The sequence below is a fragment of the Thioalkalivibrio sp. ALJ2 genome (assembly GCF_000378325.1).
GTDB lineage: Bacteria > Pseudomonadota > Gammaproteobacteria > Ectothiorhodospirales > Ectothiorhodospiraceae > Thioalkalivibrio.
The window spans coordinates 52,689-67,055 of record NZ_KB899558.1 but is presented as its reverse complement, the minus strand read 5'-3'; the positions used below and the strand labels follow the sequence as shown (position 1 = coordinate 67,055).

The following is a 14,367-nucleotide window of genomic DNA, read 5'->3' as shown; positions in this document are numbered from 1 at the left end:
ACCCGAACGTCACCGCAGGTGACGGCCCGAAGGGCGAGGCGTATTGGTTGGGGGCTCTAAGGGGCGGAATGACGATAGTCGGCGCGCTGGAAGGCGTTTTCCGGGCTCAGTGACAGCGTGTACCGCCAAGCCCATCGCTGACGGTTTTGCTGAATGCCTGCACGCATTGGGGGTTCCACGCTCCCGAGCGTGCTAAACTTGTGCGAAATGGTCGACTTATAAAGGCCGGATCGGCCAAAGCGGATTTCCTATGTCTCTGACCCCCACTGTCCTGTTCAGCCTGCTGGCGGACGACACCCGTTTGCGTTCGTTGCTGCTGATTCACCTGGAGCGCGAGCTCTGTGTGTGCGAGTTGATGACTGCGCTGGAAATCTCGCAGCCGAAGGTCTCGCGTCATCTGGCCGCGCTGCGTCAGCAGGGCGTGGTGACGACCCGGCGCGAAAGCAACTGGATCTACTACCGGCTGCATCCGCAATTGCCGGGGTGGGCCCGCGAGGTGCTGGCGTCGACGGCCCAGGCTTCGCGCGTCGATGGCACGCTGCGCGAGGATCATGCGCGCCTGCAGGCGATGTGGCGCGATGCCGATCTGGGGCTCCCGGTTTCCCGGCGCACGTCGGAGACCTGATCAGCGCTCCTCGGTGGGAGGCATGGCAATGCCGGCTTCCCGCAACCAGTGACACAGGCGGATCAGCGGCAGACCCACCAGGGCGGTAGGGTCCGAACCCTCCATGCGATCGAACAGGCTGACGCCCAGGCCTTCCGACTTGAAACTTCCGGCGCAGTCCACGGGATTGTCCAGCGCGACATAGGCCCGAATCTCGGCGTCCGACAGCCGGCGGAAGCTGACGACGTATTCCACGTCCTCTACCTGCGCCTCGCCGCTGGAGGCATCCAGCAGGCACAGCCCGGTGTGAAAGGTGACCGTGCCGCCGGACAGCGAGGCCAGCTGTTCGCGGGCGCGCTCGGGATTGCCCGGCTTGCCGAGGATGTGGTCCTGATGGCTGGCGCTCTGGTCGGAACCAATGATCAATGCGCCCGGGTGGGTGCCAGCGACTGCTCGGGCCTTGGCCTCGGCGAGGCGCTGCACGAGGGCCGCCGCGTCTTCGTCCGGGAGCCGCGTCTCGTCGACCTGCGGGGCCGCCGTCGCGAACGGCAGATGCAGCCGCTGCAACAGCTGGGCGCGATAGGGCGAGGTCGAGGCGAGGACGATTTCACGCATGGGGCTTACGCATCCGGGCTGTCGATCTCGATCAGGGCATCGTCCGGGTTGGCGGCCGCACCCTTGGCCACGTTTACCGCGCGCACGGTGCCGGCGATGGGCGCGGCGATCTCGGACTCCATCTTCATCGCCTCGAGCACCAGCACCGGCTGGCCGGCCTCCACGGTGTCGCCCTCGGCCACCAGGACGTCGATGATCGTGCCCGGCATGGACGTGGTGACATCCCCCGGGCGGGTGGCGCGGCGGGATTTCTTGCCCGTGCGCGGCGACTCGGCGCCACCGCTACCGCCGCCGGCGGTGTCGATGGTGTCGAGCGTCTCGATCAGGACCTCTTCCGGCATGCCGTCGATGGTGACGTACATCGGCCGCGTGTCCTCGCGGTGGTGGCCGCTGCCATTCACGCGGATATGGTACGACTCCCCGTGGAAAGTGACGTTGAACTCGACCGGCGCCGGGCAGCCCGCCTGGGTGTTCTCGGGCAGGTTCAATGGTTCCGGTTCCAGTGTCCCGTCGCGGCGCTGCTCGAGGAAGGAACGTCCCACCTCGGGAAACAGCGCGAAGGTCAGTACGTCCTCCGGCCCCTGCGCGAGGTCCCCGATCTCCCGGGTCAGGTGGTCCATCTCCGGCTTCAGGAGGTCCGCCGGGCGCACGTCGATGACCTCGGCGTTGCCGATCGCCTTGCGCTGGATCACGCGGTTGATCGGCCCCGGCGCGCGGCCGTAGTGCCCGGTCAGGTACTGCTTCACCTCGTTGGTGATGGTCTTGTAGCGCTCCCCGGCGAGGACGTTCATCACCGCCTGGGTGCCGACGATCTGCGAGGTCGGCGTGACCAGGGGCGGGTAGCCGAGGTCCTCGCGTACGCGCGGGATCTCCTCCAGCACGGCATCAAAGCGATCCAGCGCGTTCTGGTCGCGCAGTTGATTGGCGAGGTTGGAGATCATCCCGCCCGGGACCTGGTTCACCTGCACCCGGGTGTCGACGCCGGTGTATTCGCTCTCGAAGCGCTGGTACTTCTTGCGCACCTCGTGGAAATACAGGCCGATCTTCTGCAGGGCCACGAGGTCCAGGCCGGTGTCGTGCCCGGTGCCGGACAACGCCGCAACCAGGCTCTCCGTGGGGGGGTGGCTCGTCCCCCCGGCGAAGGCGGAGATCGCGGTCTCGATGTGGCGGCAGCCCGCCTCGATCGCCTGCCAGTGGCACAGCTCGGATAGACCCGAGGTCGCATGGGCATGCAGGTGGATCGGGACATCCAGTGCGTCGACCAGCTCGGTTACCAGTTCGCGGGTGGCCGTCGGGGTCAGCAGCCCGGCCATGTCCTTGATCGCGATGCTCTGTGCCCCCATGTCCACCAGCTCGCGGGCGAGGGTGACGAATTGGGTGGCGGAGTGTACCGGTCCGGTGGTGTAGCACAGCGTGCCCTGGGCATGGCCGCCGGCCTGGCGGGTGGCCTCGATCGCGGTGCGCAGGTTCCGAGCATCGTTCATCGCGTCGAAGATGCGGATGATGTCGATGCCACCGGCCACGGACCGCTCGACGAAGGCGCGCACGACATCATCGGCATAGTGGCGGTAGCCGAGCAGGTTCTGCCCGCGCAGGAGCATCTGCAGCGGGGTGTTGGGCAGCGCGGCCTTGAGCTGGTGCAGACGCTCCCACGGGTCTTCCTTGAGAAAGCGCACGCAGGCGTCGAACGTGGCCCCGCCCCAGGCCTCAAGGGAGTGGAAGCCGATCGCGTCCATCTGCTCGCAGATCGGCAGCATGTCCTCGGTGCGCATGCGCGTGGCGATCAGGCTCTGGTGGCCGTCGCGCAGGGTGACATCCGTGATGTGAACTCGATCCATGGTCAGTCCGATATCCGGGGGTTACAACCCGTGGTGGGCGGCGATTGCGGCGGCGATCGCGATGGCCAGATGGCGGTCGGAGCGCTTGGCCGGTAGCTCGGTCAGTTCTGGGTGCTCGGCGATGAAGCCGGTATTGAAATCCGCGCGGCGAAAATCCGGGTGGTTCACGATCGCCAGGTGATACGGGATGGTGGTCTTGACCCCGAACACGCCCATGTCGCGCAGGGCCCGGTTGCTGCGCGCCAGCAGGTCGTCCCACTCCAGCGCCCAGCAGATCAGCTTGGCGCACATCGAATCGTAGTGCGGCGGGATCTCGTAGCCGGTGTAGATCGCGCCGTCGGTGCGCACGCCCGGCCCACCCGGGGCAAAGTAGCGCGTGATGCGACCAAAGCTCGGCAGGAAGTCGTTGGTTGGGTCTTCCGCGTTGATGCGAAATTCCATGGCGAAGCCGCGCCGGGTGATCTGCGACTGGTTGTAACGCAGGGGTTCGCCACTGGCGATGCGCAACTGCTCCTGCACGATGTCCACGCCGGTGATCATCTCGGTCACCGGATGCTCGACCTGCAGGCGCGTATTCATCTCCATGAAATAAAACGTGTCATCGCCGTCCATCAGGAACTCGACGGTACCGGCGTTCTGGTAGCCGACGGCCTGGGCGGCGGTAACGGCCAGTGTGCCCAGGTGCTCGCGCTGGGCCTCGCTCAACTGCGGCGAGGGGGCGATCTCCACCAGTTTCTGGTGGCGCCGCTGCACGGAGCAGTCGCGCTCGTACAGGTGCACGGCATTGCCCTGCGTATCCGCGAGGATCTGTACCTCGATGTGGCGCGGGTTGACCACGGCCTTTTCCAGGAAGATCTCGGTGCTGCCGAACGCACGGGTCGCCTCCGAACGCACGCGGTCGAAGTTGCGCCGCAGGGCGTCCGCGTCGTCGCACAGGCGAATGCCACGTCCGCCGCCGCCACTGGTCGCTTTGAGCATCACCGGATAGCCGATAGCCTCGGCGGTCTCCAGTGCGGTCTCCAGGGTTTCCAGGTTGCCCTCCGACCCTGGGGTGACCGGGACCCCGGCCTCGATCATTGCCTTTCGCGCGGCCACCTTGTCGCCCATGCGGCGGATGACGCTGGCGTCCGGGCCGACCCACGTGAGCCCGCGCGCGTCGCAGGCCGCGGCGAAATCCGCGTTCTCCGAGAGAAAGCCGTATCCCGGGTGTACGGCGTCGCATCCGGCCGCCCGGGCCACACTGAGCAGCCGGTGGATGCTCAGGTAGCCACCCATGCTGTCGGGGCCGATCGCGTAGGCCTCGTCCGCCTTTTTAACGTGCAGGGCGTGGCGGTCGGCGTCGGTATGCACCGCGACCGAGGTAATCCCCATCTCCGCGCAGGCCCGGATCAGGCGTACGGCGATCTCGCCCCGGTTGGCTATGAGCAGCTTGCGGATCAAACGGAAGGCCTTGGGAAGGTCAGTGAAAGCCCGAGTATCGGCATGCAGTCGAAGGCCTGCAAGTTTCTGTTTCGCTTTGACAGAACGGCCCTCTCGCGCGTATATTCCGCGCCCTTGTATTTGAGTGTTCTATGAGTCGTATTCCCGTATCTCTCGACCCGTGGCAGCCACGGGCCCGGCACCAGGAATTCGAAGGCGATTTGTCTGCGGAGGACCTGCCGCGCCTGCGGGACGAGGCGCTGGCCGAGCACCCGCTGCGAGTCCATGTCCGTTTCGGGCTGGAGCGCGGTGCGCTGGACGAGGTGCGGCTGGCCGGTGTGATCACCGGCGAGCTCTGGCAGACCTGCCAGCGCTGCCTGCAGCCGATGGCCTGGGAATTCCGGCTGGAGACCGATGCGGTGATCCTGCCGGCGGGCGGCTCCGTAGAAGGCCTGGGCGCGGACGAGGACATCCTCGAACTCGAGGACGACGGACGGCTGCACCCGGCGGTCTGGGCCGAGGACGAGGTGCTGCTGGCCTGGCCGCTGGTGCCGCGCCACGTGGACTGCGAGCCCGCAGTGGAACCCGAGTTTGTTCCCGGGCAGCGCGAGGACAACCCGTTTGCGGTGCTCGAGCAGCTAAAGGGCAGTTCGAGCGACGGCGAGGATCGGTAGGCCGGGCGGAGCAGGGCGCCGCCCGGCTCGAAACGCTATACTTGCGCCCGTTTTTGATTCGGGCTAACCCCGCACAGGCGGGATTTGATTAATCTGGAGATTCATCATGGCTGTGCAACAACGCCGCAAGACCCGTTCCAAGCGCGATATGCGCCGTTCCCACGACGGGCTGAAGGGCGCGACCCTGTCCACCGATCCGACCACCGGAGAGGTCCATCGCCGGCATCACGTGACCCCGGACGGGTTCTACCGTGGTCGTCAGGTGATCCAGCAGGACGTCGAAGTCGAAGACGACGAAGACTAAGCTCGGCGTGATGACCTTGCTGGGGCCACGGCTGCGGCTGCACCGTGGCCTTTCCGCGTTTAATCGGGCCCGGTCGTTGGGTGTCTCGCGGGCGCGCGCATGAGCCGAGAATTCACCATCGCCCTGGACGTGATGGGTGGCGACCATGGGGCCCCCGTGGTGTTGCCGGCCGCCCGCCGTTCGCTGAAGGTGGCGGACGACTTCCGCCTGCTGCTGGTGGGGGACGAGGCGACAATCGAATCCGGTCTTGCCGACTGGACGCCTGCCGAGCGCGAGCGTGTGGAAATCGTGCATGCCAGCCAGGTAGTCGGCATGGAGGAGTCGCCGGCTGTCGCCCTGCGCACCAAGCGCGATTCCTCGATGCGGGTCGCCATCGATCAGGTCAAGAAAGGCACGGCCCAGGCCTGTGTGTCCGCCGGTAACACCGGCGGGCTGATGGCCACTGCGCGCTATGTGCTGAAGACCCTGCCGGGGATCGATCGTCCGGCGATCGCGACCGCGCTGCCGTCGCTTTACGGCCATACCCACATGCTGGATCTTGGCGCCAACGTGGACGTCGAGGCGGCACACCTGTACCAGTTCGCGGTGATGGGCTCGGTGCTGGCGAATGCGGTGGACGGGCTCGAGGCCCCCAAGGTGGGACTGCTCAATATCGGGTCGGAGGCCATCAAGGGTAACGATCGGGTACGCGAGGCCGGGCGCATGCTGGAGGAATCCAGTCTGAACTATGTCGGCTTCGTCGAGGGCAACGACGTCTACTGCAGTGATGTCGATGTGGTCGTCTGCGACGGCTTTGTCGGCAACGTCGCGCTGAAGGTCAGCGAGGGCGTGGCCAAGATGATCTCGACGAACATGAAGGCCGAATTCCGTGCCTCGCTGTACTCGCGTCTGGCCGGACTGTTTGCCCTGCCCGTGCTGCGCCGGTTGCGCCACCGCTTTGACCACCGACGCTATAACGGGGCCTCGCTGCTGGGGTTGCAGGGCGTGGTGATCAAGAGCCACGGCAGTGCCGATGCGCTGGCATTCGAATACGCGATCCGCATCGCCCGGGTCGAGGCGGAGGCGAACATCTCCAGCCGCATCGACAAGCAGCTGGGTCAGCTACTGGGGCAGGAGCACGCGCAGTGAAGCATGCACGCATCAGCGGGACCGGGAGCTACCTGCCCGAGAGGATCCTGACCAACGCCGATCTCGAGGCCATGGTGGATACCTCGGATGCGTGGATTCAGGAGCGCACCGGGATTCGCGAGCGCCACATCGTGGCCGAAAACCAGGTGACCTCCGACCTGGCGCTGAAGGCCGCCGAGCGCGCGCTGGATGCCGCGGGCATCCGCCCTGCCGACCTGGACCTGATCATCGTCGCCACCACGACCCCGGACCAGATTTTCCCCAGTACCGCCTGCATCCTGCAGGCGAAGCTGGGGATCGGCGGCTGTCCGGCATTCGACGTGCAGGCAGTGTGTTCCGGTTTTGTCTATGCACTCGCCACGGCCGATCGCTTCATGCAGAGCGATGAGATCCGGCATGTGCTGGTCGTCGGGGCCGAGACGCTCTCGCGCATCACCGACTACACCGACCGCGGCAACTGCATCCTGTGGGGCGATGGCGCGGGCGCGGTGGTGCTGTCGCGCTCGCCGGACCCGGGCATCATCTCCACCCACCTGCACGCGGATGGCCACCACAAGGGCCTGCTGGAGGTCCCGGGCGGGGTCTCGCAGCCCGGCGACAACCCGGATCTCGAGTTTATCCGCATGGAAGGCCGCGCGGTCTTCCGGGTCGCGGTCAACACCCTGGACCAGATCGTCGACGAGACACTGGAATACAACGGGATCGAGAAGTCCGAGCTGGACTGGCTGGTCCCGCACCAGGCCAACATCCGCATCATCCAGGCCACGGCCAAGAAGCTGAACATGTCCATGGATAACGTCGTGGTCACGGTCGACCGGCATGGCAACACCTCCGCCGCGTCGATTCCGCTGGCGCTGGATACCGCCGTGCGCGACGGGCGTATCAAGAAGGGCGACCTGATCCTGACTGAGGCCTTTGGCGGCGGCTTTACCTGGGGCTCCGCGCTGATCCGGATGTAGCGCGCGCCGCTTCGCGATTCCATTCCTGTGGGAGCCTGCTTGCAGGCGAAGCCCCTGCCAAAGACTGATACGAAGCGGTTCGCCGAAAGACGGGAGTCGACGACATGGGTCGCGAGATCGAACGCAAGTTTCTGCTGGCCAGTGATACCTGGCGCGAGGCCGTGGTGCGCTCGCAGCGCATGCGCCAGGGCTATCTGTGCGGCAATGATCGCGCCTCGATCCGCGTGCGCGTGGACGAGGAGGGCGCGAACCTGAACATCAAGAGCGCGACCCTGGGGGTCGAGCGCGACGAGTACCAGTACGCGATCCCGGTCGAAGAGGCCCATCGCCTTCTCGACACCCTCGCGGGTCCGCAGGTCGAGAAGACGCGCTACTGGGTGGATGTGGACGGCTGGGAATACGAGATCGACGTGTTCGAGGGCGCCAATGCCGGCCTGATCGTCGCCGAGCTGGAATTGCCCGCGAGCGATGCCGACTTCCCGCGCCCCGAGTGGCTGGGCGAGGAGGTCTCGCACGACCCGCGCTACTACAACACCGAGCTGGCCCGGAACCCCTACCGCGACTGGCCCGATGCAAGCTGATTCCTTTCCCGTGTTCGATCCGGACTGCCGGCGCTGCCCGCGCCTGGCCGGTTTTCTGGAAGACGTGCGGGCGAAGCACCCGGACTACCATGCCGCTCCGGTGCCCTCGTTTGGGCCGCTGGATGCCCGCCTGCTGATCGTTGGACTCGCCCCGGGGATGCACGGGGCCAACGCGACGGGGCGGCCCTTCACCGGGGACTACGCCGGGGTGCTGCTCTACGAGACCCTGCACCAGTACGGCTTTGCGACCGGCCCCGAGAGCGTGAGCGCGGACGACGGGCTGCAACTGCTGGACTGCCGGATCACCAATGCGGTCAAGTGCCTGCCGCCGCAGAACAAGCCCACCACCGAGGAAATCCGTACCTGCAACGGTTTCCTGGCCGCGGAGATGGATGCGATGCAGCCCCGGGTGATCCTGGCGCTGGGCAAGATCGCCCATGACGCGGTGCTGCGGGCCCGGGGTCTGCCGCTGTCCAGCCTGCGCTTTGCCCACGGCGCCGAGCATGCACTGGATGGCATGCGGCTGATCGACTCCTACCACTGCTCCCGCTACAACACCCAGACCCGCCGCCTCACCCCGGCCATGTTCGGCGAACTCTTCGCCCGCATCCGTACCCACCTCGAGTAGAAAAGCCTGTTTGGTCCGGCTGCTCGCGATGGCGTGGGGCCCAAAGGTGTCGAGGTACCAACGTGCGAAGGGCATTGAACGCCCTCTGCTGACATCTCTCACGCCCAGTTGCCCTGCAGGTTTGGCCGACTCCCTTGGCCGTTCCGGTATCCTGAAGCTGTCATGAGTGCCCCCGACACCAGTTTCGATTCCAAGGCCTTCCTGAAGACGCTGACGCAGTCGCCCGGCGTCTATCAGATGCTGGATGCCAGCGGCGGCGTGCTGTACGTCGGCAAGGCGCGCAATCTCGGGAGCCGTGTGGCCAGCTACTTTCGCGGTTCGGATGATCGCGGGCCGCGGATCCGGTCGATGGTGCGCCAGATCGCGGACATCCGCGTCGCGGTCACGCACACCGAGGCCGAGGCCCTGCTGCTCGAGGCCAACCTGATCAAGCGCCACCGGCCGCGCTACAACGTGCTGCTGCGCGACGACAAAAGCTACCCCTACATCTTCGTGTCCGGTCAGGAGTACCCGCGTCTGGGTTTTCACCGGGGCGCGAAAAAGAAGGGAGTGCGCTATTTCGGTCCGTACCCGTCGGCCGGGGCGGTGCGCGAGAGCCTGGCGCTGCTGCAGAAGCTGTTTCAGGTGCGTCAGTGCGAGGACAGCGTGTTCGCGCACCGCTCCCGGCCCTGCCTGCAGTATCAGATCGGGCGCTGTACGGCGCCCTGCGTGGGCTACATCACGCCCGAGGAGTATGCCCGCGACGTCGAGTCTTCCGTGCAGTTCCTGCAGGGCAAGAGCGAGGTGGTGATCGCCGATCTGATGCAGCGCATGGAGGCGGCCTCCGAGCGTCTCGACTTCGAGCATGCGGCCCGGCTGCGGGACCAGATCGCGCGGCTGCGTCAGATCTCCGAGCAGCAGTTTGTCTCCGGCGGCGAGGGTGACGCCGACGTGATTGCCCTGGCGCAGGAGGCGGGCGCGGTGGCCGTGGAGATCTTCTTCGTGCGCGGCGGACAGAACCTGGGCAACCGCGAGCTGTTCCCGAACGTGCCGGAGGCCACTGACACCGGGGAGATCATGGCGGCGGTGCTGGCGCAGTACTACGCCGAACGCGAACCGCCGGCGCGCGTGCTGCTGTCGCACGAGCCGGAAGGCGCGCCGGCGCTGGAGGCCTTCCTGATGGAGCGCCGCGGGGGCCGCAAGGTCCAGGTCGCCTGGTCGCTGCGCGGGGATCGGGCGCGCTGGCTGGATATGGCGCGGCGCAATGCCGAACTGGCGCTGAAGACCCGCATTGCCAGTCAGGCCGGACAGACCGCGCGCCGGGACGCCCTCACCGCCGAACTGAATCTGGAGAATCCCCCGAAGCGCATGGAGTGCTTCGACATCTCGCACACCGGCGGCGAGCGCACGGTCGCTTCTTGCGTGGTGTTCGGGCCCGAGGGGCCGATCAAGTCCGACTACCGGCGGTTCAACATCGACGGCATCGAGCCCGGCGACGATTACGCCGCGATGCATCAGGCCCTGAGCCGGCGCTTCGCGCGGCTGAAGAAGGGGGAAGGGCAGGAGCCGGACATCCTGTTCATCGACGGCGGCAAGGGGCAGGTTACGCAGGCGCTCAATGTGCTGGCGGACCTCGGGCTGGATCACATCCGCGTGATCGGCGTCGCCAAGGGCGAGGAACGCCGGCCGGGTATGGAAACTCTGATATTGAGCGGGGTGGAGGCCCCCTCTATACTCCCCGCGCACTCGGGTGCGCTGCACCTGATCCAGCAGATTCGCGACGAGGCGCACCGATTCGCGATCACTGGGCACCGTGCGCGCCGTGCCAAGGCGCGCAAGGAATCGACCCTGGAGTCGATCCCGGGGCTGGGGCCGAAGCGCCGCAGCGCGTTGCTGCGCCACTTCGGGGGGCTGCGCGGAGTGGCCCGGGCCGGCGTCGACGAGCTGACCAAGGTGCCGGGCATCCACCGGCGGCTCGCGCAGGCGATTTACGACCAGTTTCACGAGGGCTGACCAGCAGATGATCCGTGAACTTCCCAACTGGCTGACCTGGTCGCGGATCGTGATGATCCCGCTGCTGATCGTCGTGTTCTATGCGCTGCCGATGCCCACGGCCGGCATCGTCGCGGCGATCGTCTTTGCGCTCGCCGCGATCACCGACTGGGCGGACGGCTACCTGGCTCGGCGCTGGGAGGTCACCAGCCGCTTCGGTGCGTTCCTCGACCCGGTGGCGGACAAGTTGATCGTGGCCGCCGCGCTGGTCCTGGTCGTGGATCACAACCCGGGCGTGGGCCTGGCGCTGGCGGCGGTCGTCATTATCGGGCGCGAGATCGCGATCTCGGCCTTGCGCGAATGGATGGCCGAGGTCGGCGCCAGCGCGAAGGTGGCCGTATCCTGGGTCGGCAAGGTCAAGACCACCGCCCAGATGGTGGCGATCTTCCTGCTGCTGTGGGCGGAGCCCGTCGGCGGGCTGCCGATTTTCGCAATCGGTGAATGGTTGTTGTATCTGGCGGCTATCCTGACGCTGGTCTCGATGGTGCAGTACATGCTGGCGGCTGCGCGCGGGCGCTGATTGGCCGCACGGAAACGCCGGCGGGGTATTGACGTTCGCCCCCGGTGCGGTAGAATACGCGCCGTTAACGAAGAGCGGGAATAGCTCAGCTGGTAGAGCACAACCTTGCCAAGGTTGGGGTCGCGAGTTCGAATCTCGTTTCCCGCTCCAACAGATTCCTGAAACCCCGGTTCGGCCGGGGTTTTCTGTTTCGGCCGCCGCCTGTCGCATCACGCGGGCATCATGCGGACCGGGACCCACCCGATACAGGCTGGGTGGCAGAGTGGTTATGCAGCGGACTGCAAATCCGTGTACGCCGGTTCGATTCCGACCCCAGCCTCCATCATCGCGCTTCGCGCCAGGGCCGCCTTCGGGCGGCCTTTTCTTTTGTCGGTATGGCGTGCCAGCGCGGATCGAAATCAGTATGGAAATTCTCGTCCCAATAAGGGTTACAGGGTCTATGCTCTTAACTCGATAACCACAACAAGACGGGGACGCGAGATGCTGATTGTTGGCCTTATTATCGTCGTGGCGGCACTGGTGTTTGCCACCGTGAAGCTGCGAGTCCACCCCTTCCTTGCCCTGTTGCTGGCGGCCTTCGTGATGGCACTGATCGGGGGTATTGCCCCGAAAGAGGCGATCAGCGTCATCAACGATGGCTTCGGCGGTACGCTCGGCTATATCGGGATCGTGATCGCGCTGGGTACGATCATCGGGGTGATCCTGGATCGCACCGGGGCGGCGATCGTGATGGCGGAGGCGATCATCCGGGCGCTGTCGGATCGATTCCCGAACCTTACGGCCACGATCATCGGCTACATCGTGTCCATCCCGGTGTTCTGCGACTCCGGCTACGTAATCCTGAACTCCCTGAAGAACGCGCTGGCGAAGAAGGCGGGCGTGTCCCTGGTGGCGATGAGTGTGGCACTGGCGACGGGTCTGTTCGCCACGCACAACTTCGTCCCGCCGACCCCGGGCCCGATCGCCGCGGCCAGCAACATCGGCATCGCCGATGCGCTAGGGCTGGTGATCCTGTTCGGCCTGTTGGTGGCCGCCGTGGCGGCGGCAGTGGGCTGGCTCTGGGCGAGCCGCTATACCCACGCGAACGACGACGAACTGCTCGAGCCGGACCCGATCGAGGAGGCGACTGGCCAGGAGGTGAAGAAGCCGGAGCCCGATCTGGCCCATCGCCCGTCCACCCTGGCGGCATTCATGCCGATCCTGGCGCCAATTGTACTGATCTCCATCGGTTCGATCGCGTCGCTGGCCACGCGCGATGCCGATCCCGGCATGTTCGCGGAGGGGCTGATCTTCCTCGGCCAGCCGGTGGTCGCCTTGGCGATTGGCGTGGTGTTCGCCCTGCTGCTGGTCAAGGGTGGTGACAAGCGCGGGCGTTTCCACCAGATGACGGTCGATGCGGTCCTGCTCGCGGCGCCGATCCTGCTGATCACTGGGGCCGGCGGCGCGTTTGGCTCCGTGCTGCAGGAGACCCCGATTGGTGACCAGCTCGGCGACATGCTGACCGGTCTTGGACTGGGGCTGTTGGTGCCGTTCCTGCTCGCGGCTGCGCTGAAGTCGGCCCAGGGTTCGTCGACGGTTGCGCTGGTGGCCGCCTCGAGCATGGTGGCGCCACTGCTGCCCTCGCTGGGCCTGGACTCCGACATGGGCATGGTGCTGGCGGTGATGGCGGTCGGTGCCGGCGCTATGACTGTCTCCCACGCGAACGACAGCTTCTTCTGGGTGGTGACCCAGTTCAGCCGCATGAAGGTGTCGACCGCCTACAAGGCCTATACGACCGCCACGCTGTTGCAGGGTGTGAGCGCGATGATCGTGATCTACCTGCTGGGGCTCGTCTTTGTCTGAGCTGAGGCGGGTCGTGCTGTGTCCGGACAGCTTCAAGGGCAGTCTGGATGCGGCAGACGTGGCCCAGGCGATGGCTCGCGGTGTACATGCCGCGAGTCCATCCACCCGCATCCGGGCGTTGCCGATGGCGGATGGGGGAGAAGGGACGGCGGAACTGGTCAGCCATACGATGGGTTGGGCCTGGCATTTGTCCGATGTCCGTGATCCGCGTGGGCAGCATGTCTCGGCGGGCTGGGGGTGCGATGCCGTCACCCGACGCGCGGTGATTGATGTCGCCTCGGCCTGTGGGCTGGGCCTGGTGCCCGAGGCCGAGCGCGATCCGTGGAGGCTCGATACCCGCGGCGTGGGGCACCTGATCCTTGCCGCCCTGGATGCCGGTGCCCGGCATGTGCTGATCGGCCTCGGGGGCAGCGGCACGGTGGATGGCGGTGCCGGGATGCTGCACGCACTGGGGGTCCGCTTTCGGGACCGAGATGGGGCCGAGCTGGATCCTGTCCCGGACCGGCTGGAGCACCTGGAAAGTGCCGATTTCTCTGGTCTGGAGCCACGGCTTGCGGGACTCCGCATCACGGTGCTGAACGATGTCGACAACCCGTTGACGGGCAACCGGGGTGCTGCGGCGGTGTTCGGCCCGCAAAAGGGCCTGGCCACGAAAGACGTGCCACGCATGGATGCCTACATGGAGCGGCTGGAACGCGCGATTGACGAGGCGGGGGAGTTGCGCCGCCCGGGCGCCATGCCCGGGGCGGGGGCTGCCGGCGGACTGGGCTTTGCACTGGCCTGTGTCCTGCGCGGGCAGTCACGCATGGGGGCGGTGTACCTGGCGGATCTGATCGATCTCGATGCGGCGATCGCCGGGAGCGATCTGGTGATCACGGGCGAGGGGCAGGTCGACGGCCAGACCGCGCATGGCAAGGTCGTGGCCGAGGTGGTTCGGCGGGCACGGCGCTGCTGTGTGCCGGTCGTCGCCGTGGCCGGTTCGATCGATGCCACCCCGGAGGAACTCGAGGCGGTGGGGCTCGCCGACGCGCGCGCCCTTTGTGATGGCACGATCACGCTGGAGCAGGCGATGGGCGAGCCCGGGCGCTGGATCATGGAGCGTACGCGCGCACTGGTGGAGGCGCGAGGGGCGCGATCGGTCTAACGAACGGATAACAACGGGCGGTCCGTGGCCTGGCCATCCATGGCACTATGCGGTACCGAACGCACAGGGGCGCGTCGTGC

14 protein-coding genes and 2 tRNA genes are annotated in these 14,367 nt (G+C 66.5%); 13 read left to right on the top strand and 3 right to left on the bottom strand.

What is annotated here, in order from left to right; all coding sequences use genetic code 11:
* Window positions 1-250: 250 nt before the first annotated feature.
* Window positions 251-625 (top strand): metalloregulator ArsR/SmtB family transcription factor, encoded by a 375-nt coding sequence (locus F468_RS0110840; RefSeq protein WP_018994153.1) that lies wholly within the window; start codon window positions 251-253, stop codon window positions 623-625.
* Here the strand turns inward: F468_RS0110840 and F468_RS0110835 are convergent, their stop codons facing one another.
* Genes F468_RS0110835 through F468_RS0110825 form a run of 3 tightly spaced genes read right to left on the bottom strand, consistent with a single transcriptional unit; the run spans window position 626 to window position 4,497 of the window.
* Window positions 626-1,219, bottom strand: a complete 594-nt coding sequence (locus F468_RS0110835) for a nucleoside triphosphate pyrophosphatase (RefSeq protein ID WP_018995151.1) — start codon at window positions 1,217-1,219, stop codon at window positions 626-628. It lies immediately after the preceding gene.
* 5 nt (window positions 1,220-1,224) lie between these two features.
* Window positions 1,225-3,057 carry a sodium-extruding oxaloacetate decarboxylase subunit alpha gene (gene oadA, locus F468_RS0110830; RefSeq protein ID WP_018995150.1) on the bottom strand — a complete coding sequence of 611 codons (1,833 nt, stop codon included), beginning with the start codon at window positions 3,055-3,057 and terminating at the stop codon, window positions 1,225-1,227.
* Between the two features lie 21 nt (window positions 3,058-3,078).
* Window positions 3,079-4,497 carry an acetyl-CoA carboxylase biotin carboxylase subunit gene (locus tag F468_RS0110825; RefSeq protein WP_018995149.1) on the bottom strand — a complete coding sequence of 473 codons (1,419 nt, stop codon included), beginning with the start codon at window positions 4,495-4,497 and terminating at the stop codon, window positions 3,079-3,081.
* Between the two features lie 131 nt (window positions 4,498-4,628).
* Here F468_RS0110825 and F468_RS0110820 point away from each other — a divergent pair, with 131 nt between their 5' ends.
* From F468_RS0110820 to F468_RS0110765, 12 genes are all read left to right on the top strand, one after another.
* Window positions 4,629-5,150: a DUF177 domain-containing protein gene (locus F468_RS0110820; protein ID WP_026278827.1), complete on the top strand. Its 522-nt coding sequence runs from the start codon at window positions 4,629-4,631 to the stop codon at window positions 5,148-5,150.
* A gap of 106 nt (window positions 5,151-5,256) precedes the next feature.
* Window positions 5,257-5,454, top strand: a complete 198-nt coding sequence (gene rpmF / locus F468_RS0110815) for a 50S ribosomal protein L32 (RefSeq protein WP_012982981.1) — start codon at window positions 5,257-5,259, stop codon at window positions 5,452-5,454.
* A 99-nt stretch (window positions 5,455-5,553) separates the two neighbouring features.
* Window positions 5,554-6,582, top strand: coding sequence for a phosphate acyltransferase PlsX (plsX, locus tag F468_RS0110810; protein WP_018138527.1), 1,029 nt, complete (start codon window positions 5,554-5,556; stop codon window positions 6,580-6,582).
* On the top strand, window positions 6,579-7,541 hold the full coding sequence (locus F468_RS0110805; RefSeq protein WP_018138528.1) for a beta-ketoacyl-ACP synthase III: 963 nt from the start codon (window positions 6,579-6,581) through the stop codon (window positions 7,539-7,541). The genes plsX and F468_RS0110805 overlap by 4 nt, the downstream gene beginning before the upstream one ends.
* Window positions 7,542-7,645: 104 nt before the next feature.
* Entirely contained in the window at window positions 7,646-8,122 is a 477-nt protein-coding gene (locus tag F468_RS0110800; protein ID WP_018138529.1) for a CYTH domain-containing protein, read from the top strand.
* The gene (locus tag F468_RS0110795) at window positions 8,112-8,750 is read left to right on the top strand and encodes a uracil-DNA glycosylase (RefSeq protein ID WP_018138530.1); all 639 of its coding nucleotides are present in this window, start codon (window positions 8,112-8,114) and stop codon (window positions 8,748-8,750) included. The genes F468_RS0110800 and F468_RS0110795 overlap by 11 nt, the downstream gene beginning before the upstream one ends.
* A gap of 162 nt (window positions 8,751-8,912) precedes the next feature.
* Window positions 8,913-10,742, top strand: coding sequence for an excinuclease ABC subunit UvrC (gene uvrC, locus F468_RS0110790; protein WP_018995148.1), 1,830 nt, complete (start codon window positions 8,913-8,915; stop codon window positions 10,740-10,742).
* 7 nt (window positions 10,743-10,749) lie between these two features.
* On the top strand, window positions 10,750-11,301 hold the full coding sequence (gene pgsA / locus F468_RS0110785) for a CDP-diacylglycerol--glycerol-3-phosphate 3-phosphatidyltransferase (protein ID WP_018995147.1): 552 nt from the start codon (window positions 10,750-10,752) through the stop codon (window positions 11,299-11,301).
* A gap of 74 nt (window positions 11,302-11,375) precedes the next feature.
* Window positions 11,376-11,451: transfer RNA gene (locus tag F468_RS0110780), tRNA-Gly, on the top strand.
* 98 nt (window positions 11,452-11,549) lie between these two features.
* Window positions 11,550-11,623, top strand: a tRNA-Cys gene (locus tag F468_RS0110775).
* Between the two features lie 158 nt (window positions 11,624-11,781).
* The gene (locus tag F468_RS0110770; RefSeq protein ID WP_018138533.1) at window positions 11,782-13,143 is read left to right on the top strand and encodes a GntP family permease; all 1,362 of its coding nucleotides are present in this window, start codon (window positions 11,782-11,784) and stop codon (window positions 13,141-13,143) included.
* A 13-nt stretch (window positions 13,144-13,156) separates the two neighbouring features.
* A complete protein-coding gene (locus F468_RS0110765) occupies window positions 13,157-14,287 on the top strand; it encodes a glycerate kinase (RefSeq protein ID WP_018995146.1) in 1,131 nt (376 codons plus the stop codon).
* The last annotated feature ends 80 nt before the right edge of the window (window positions 14,288-14,367 follow it).

What these genes read in the sequence shown, in the direction of transcription:
- F468_RS0110770 (WP_018138533.1), top strand. Translation starts at nt 11,782, where the DNA reads ATGCTGATTGTTGGCCTTATTATCGTCGTGGCGGCACTGGTGTTTGCC.
- rpmF (WP_012982981.1), top strand. Translation starts at nt 5,257, where the DNA reads ATGGCTGTGCAACAACGCCGCAAGACCCGTTCCAAGCGCGATATGCGC.
- F468_RS0110840 (WP_018994153.1), top strand. Translation starts at nt 251, where the DNA reads ATGTCTCTGACCCCCACTGTCCTGTTCAGCCTGCTGGCGGACGACACC.
- uvrC (WP_018995148.1), top strand. Translation starts at nt 8,913, where the DNA reads ATGAGTGCCCCCGACACCAGTTTCGATTCCAAGGCCTTCCTGAAGACG.
- F468_RS0110835 (WP_018995151.1), bottom strand. Translation starts at nt 1,219, where the DNA reads ATGCGTGAAATCGTCCTCGCCTCGACCTCGCCCTATCGCGCCCAGCTG.
- F468_RS0110820 (WP_026278827.1), top strand. Translation starts at nt 4,629, where the DNA reads ATGAGTCGTATTCCCGTATCTCTCGACCCGTGGCAGCCACGGGCCCGG.
- F468_RS0110800 (WP_018138529.1), top strand. Translation starts at nt 7,646, where the DNA reads ATGGGTCGCGAGATCGAACGCAAGTTTCTGCTGGCCAGTGATACCTGG.
- F468_RS0110795 (WP_018138530.1), top strand. Translation starts at nt 8,112, where the DNA reads ATGCAAGCTGATTCCTTTCCCGTGTTCGATCCGGACTGCCGGCGCTGC.
- plsX (WP_018138527.1), top strand. Translation starts at nt 5,554, where the DNA reads ATGAGCCGAGAATTCACCATCGCCCTGGACGTGATGGGTGGCGACCAT.
- oadA (WP_018995150.1), bottom strand. Translation starts at nt 3,057, where the DNA reads ATGGATCGAGTTCACATCACGGATGTCACCCTGCGCGACGGCCACCAG.
- pgsA (WP_018995147.1), top strand. Translation starts at nt 10,750, where the DNA reads ATGATCCGTGAACTTCCCAACTGGCTGACCTGGTCGCGGATCGTGATG.